4 protein-coding genes are annotated in these 3,613 nt (G+C 71.0%); 1 reads left to right on the top strand and 3 read right to left on the bottom strand.

Annotation, left to right across the window (positions count from 1 at the left end; translation table 11 throughout):
• Positions 1 to 887 (bottom strand): polyprenol phosphomannose-dependent alpha 1,6 mannosyltransferase MptB (gene mptB / locus V7E05_RS08440; RefSeq protein WP_333619221.1); only part of this gene is annotated, 887 nt, incomplete at its 3' end.
• A 25-nt stretch (positions 888 to 912) separates the two neighbouring features.
• Complete coding sequence (locus tag V7E05_RS08445; protein ID WP_333619222.1) at positions 913 to 2,091, bottom strand: polyprenyl synthetase family protein; 1,179 nt, start codon at positions 2,089 to 2,091, stop codon at positions 913 to 915.
• Positions 2,092 to 2,398: 307 nt separating this feature from the next.
• Between V7E05_RS08445 and metF the strand changes: the two genes are divergently transcribed.
• A complete protein-coding gene (gene metF / locus V7E05_RS08450; protein ID WP_333619224.1) occupies positions 2,399 to 3,319 on the top strand; it encodes a methylenetetrahydrofolate reductase [NAD(P)H] in 921 nt (306 codons plus the stop codon).
• A gap of 9 nt (positions 3,320 to 3,328) precedes the next feature.
• Here the strand turns inward: metF and V7E05_RS08455 are convergent.
• A partial coding sequence (locus V7E05_RS08455; protein WP_442891637.1) for an LppM family (lipo)protein occupies positions 3,329 to 3,613 on the bottom strand: 285 nt, incomplete at its 5' end.

The raw sequence follows: 3,613 nt of genomic DNA on the forward strand, positions 1-3,613 counted from the left end.
GCGAGCCCGATGAGCACACCCGCTGTAGCGAGAAGCAACAGCGTGCGGCGAAAAGCGGTGGCCCCGCCGCGGTGCGGGCCCGCCGCCGCGCACGCGCACCACGTTGCGCCGAGGACGAACGCGAGGATGAACGCGTCGTTGTGGAGCCCGCCGACGAGGTGGACGACCACGATGGGGTTGGCGACGCCGAGCCACAGCGCTCGGCCGCGCGGGACGACTGTGAGCTCGGCGATCTTCGACACGATCCAGGCGCTCGCGGCGACGAACGCGATGACGACGACTCGTAGAGAGATCACGGCGAGCCACGGCGACGACGGCGCGAGGTGGGCGACTCCCGACATGAGCACGAGGTGCAGCGCGCCGTACGGAGTCGGCGTGTTGCGCCAGTCCGGACTGACGAAGCGGGCGAGGAAGCCGTCGCCCGTTCCTGGGCCGTCGACGTACGGATCCGCCGGCCCGCCGAGCATCTGGCCCTGGGCTAGGTAGGAGAAAGCGTCTGTCGAGAACACGGGAAGCGCGGGCAGCAGCGGCGCGATCCACGCGGCGAAGAGAAGCGCCCATTGGGCCCGGGTGGGGCCCGCGGGCTGGCGGCTTCCCATGTGTTCGGCGTTGCCGGCGCCATCGGCGCCATTGTCTAGGCCAACGCCACCTCGGAGCCGCGCGCCCACGGCGCACCACGCACAAACGAGCACGATCGTTCCCGCCCACACGAGCATCGTTGAGGCGAGCCCGCTCGAGCCGGTCGAAAGGAAGCGCAGGGACTCGTGCGCGGTGGGGCCGACGCGCCCGGCGAGCCCGCCGGAGCCGAACGAACCGAGCAACACGAGCGTCGAACCGAGCGCGCCGATCAGCGCGGGACCGCGCAGGGTCGTGGGGGAGGGATCCATGGATGACGCCGGAGTCCGGGATCGCCTAGAACGTCCGCTTCACCGCACGCGCGGCGAGTGCGCCGAGTTCCGCCCGGCCACCGGGTGCGAGATCCGCGGCGTCGAGGGCGGCGGTGCCGTCCGCCGTCAGACGCTCGATCTCCGCCTCGACATGGGCGACGGCGCCGCAGTCGCGGAGGATCGCGCGGGCCCGCTCGAACTCGGCAGGTGAGAGCTCGCGGCCGAGCAGCCCCTCGAGCTCGGCGGCCTCCGCGGGAGGGGCGGTCTCGAGGGCGCGGTTGATGAGTACGGTGCGCTTGCCCTCGCGCAGATCGTCCCCCGACGGCTTGCCTGTGACGGCAGGGTCGCCGAAGACCCCGAGGAGGTCGTCGACGAGCTGGAAGGCGAGACCGATGGCGACACCGAATTCGCGGAGCGAGGCGATCGTGGCCTCGTCGGCACCGGCGAGGAGCGCACCGATGTGGACGGGGCGCTCGATGGTGTAGGCGGCGGTCTTGTATCGGTTGACCTTTGCCGGGGTGTCGAGGTCGCGGGCGCCAGTGGCCTCGGCATGGACGTCGAGCATCTGCCCGCCGAGGACTTCCGTGCGCATTCCCGACCACGCGGCGTGGGCCAGCCGGAGGGTGGCGACATCGATCCCGGGGGAGTCGAGGAGGGCTCCGGAGAACATGTCGTCGGCCCAGGCGAGCGCGATGTCGCCGAGGAGGATGGCCTGGTTGCGCCCGTAGTCCGCGCTGTCGCCGGCGAGGGTATTGTCGCGGTGCCATTCGGCTAGTGCGACGTGGACGGTGGACACTCCGCGGCGCGTGGCGGAGGAGTCGATGATGTCGTCGTGGATGAGAGCGCAGGCCTGGATGAGCTCGAGAGCGGCGACGGCGCGGGCCGCGGACGCTCGGGCGACGGGGGCCTCGGCGGTGCCCGATGCTCCTTCGCTCCCCGCGGCGCCGTCGGTACCGGTGTCGTCGCTGCGGCCCACCGCGCCCGCTCGATCCGCCTTGCCCGCGCAGCCCTCATACGCGGCGAGGGCGAAGAGCGGCCGCATACGCTTGCCTCCACCCTCGACGAAAGCGCGGATCCGCTCCCCGAGCCCGGCGCAGCGCTCGTCGATGCCGGCGAGCTCCTCGATCCTGTCGGAGAGTTCCCGCTCGAGCGCGGACCCGATGAGCTCGGCCGCGCCCGTGCTCGCTGGACCGTTCGACTCCATCGAAACCTCCATATAGCCCGGAAATCGGGGCGCCCTGGCCGGGCGCGCCCGTCAGCCTATAACCCTATAGCCCGCCCGCCCCGCCGGAGTTTTCGCCGACTCCCGCTCGGCCGGGGCCGAACACGCATCCCTGCTTCTCTACACTGGGGATCAAGGGATTTTCGGGGTAAGACCCGGGGGATTCCCGCAGGGCGGCCGGCGAGCGGCCCCATCAGAGCAGGAGGAAGAGGGAGACGTGGAGTACGGAGATCGCCCCACCCGGCAGCAGGGCGCCGCAAAGCGCCCGGACGATGGGGTCATCTCCCGAATGTCGTCGGCGAGCACGCCGCGGATCCCGTTCTCCGTCGAGTTCTATCCGCCGCGGGACGAGGAAGCCGAAGAGCGGCTCTGGCGCGCGGCCCGGGTCTTCGCCGACCTCGGGGCTGCCTTCGTCTCCGTCACCTACGGCGCGGGCGGTTCGACCCGCGACCGGACGCTGCGGATCACCCGTTCGATCTCCGAGTCCACGTCCCTGCTGCCCATCGCCCACCTCACGGCGGTGGGGCACTCGCGCGACGAGCTCTGCGCGCTCATCGATGCGTACGGGGAGGCCGGGGTCACGCAGATCCTCGCACTCCGCGGCGACCCGCCGGGGGATCCGCTCGGCGAGTGGGTCCCGCACCCGGACGGTCTCCTGTACTCGAAGCAGCTCGTCGAGCTCATCCACGAGCGAGGGGATTTCGAGGTCGGCGTGGCCTCCTTCCCCGAGGGGCATTACCGCGCGAGCTCGCTCGAACACGACGCCGAGGTGCTGGTCGAGAAGCTGCGCGCGGGCGCGGAATATTCGATCACCCAGATGTTCTTCGACGTCGACGACTACCTGCGGCTCCGCGACCGCGCGGTGGCCGCGGACCCCGAGCAGGGCGCCAAGCCGATCATTCCCGGGCTCATGCCCGTGACCTCTCTTCGCTCTGTCCGCCGGATGCTGGAGCTCTCGGGCTCCTCACTGCCGAAGGCACTGGAGAAGCGTCTGACGGCAGCGGCCGGGACCGGCGCGGAGGAGGATCGCGCGGCGGTCCGCGAAGTGGGGATCGAGTTCGCCACCGAGCTCTGCGAGCGGCTCATCTCCGAGGGCGCGCCGTGCCTGCACTTCAACACCCTCAATTTCTCGAGGGCAACGCAGGAGGTCCTCGCGAATCTGGGCATGGCACCGGCCGTGGGCGCCGGCGGCGGCGTCGTTCTCGCCTAGCGGACCGGGCTAAAGCCCTTCCGCGTCCGCCTTCGCGCGGGAGGAGCGTGCGATCATCACCACGAGGATCGCGACGAGGATCGCGGCGCCGATGCCGATGATCAGCCACACCGCGAAGCCGCGCGTCGCGGGGTCGGGGTAGGCCACGTCGGCGGTCATGGTGGTCACCGAACCCGCCTGCGGAGTCCACGTGACGTGCGTCTTGTCCTGGTCCACCTGGCCGTTGGTCGTTCCGACCTCGGCGGGGAAGCTCAGGTCGATCTTGGCGTCCATCGTCTGCGCCTGGTCCTTCGG

The sequence above is a fragment of the Dietzia sp. genome (genome assembly GCF_036741115.1).
Lineage (GTDB): Bacteria > Actinomycetota > Actinomycetes > Mycobacteriales > Mycobacteriaceae > Dietzia.

Excerpts from the sequence above, each read along its gene's own strand:
- V7E05_RS08445 (WP_333619222.1), bottom strand. The coding sequence starts at position 2,091 with ATGGAGTCGAACGGTCCAGCGAGCACGGGCGCGGCCGAGCTCATCGGG.
- metF (WP_333619224.1), top strand. The coding sequence starts at position 2,399 with ATGTCGTCGGCGAGCACGCCGCGGATCCCGTTCTCCGTCGAGTTCTAT.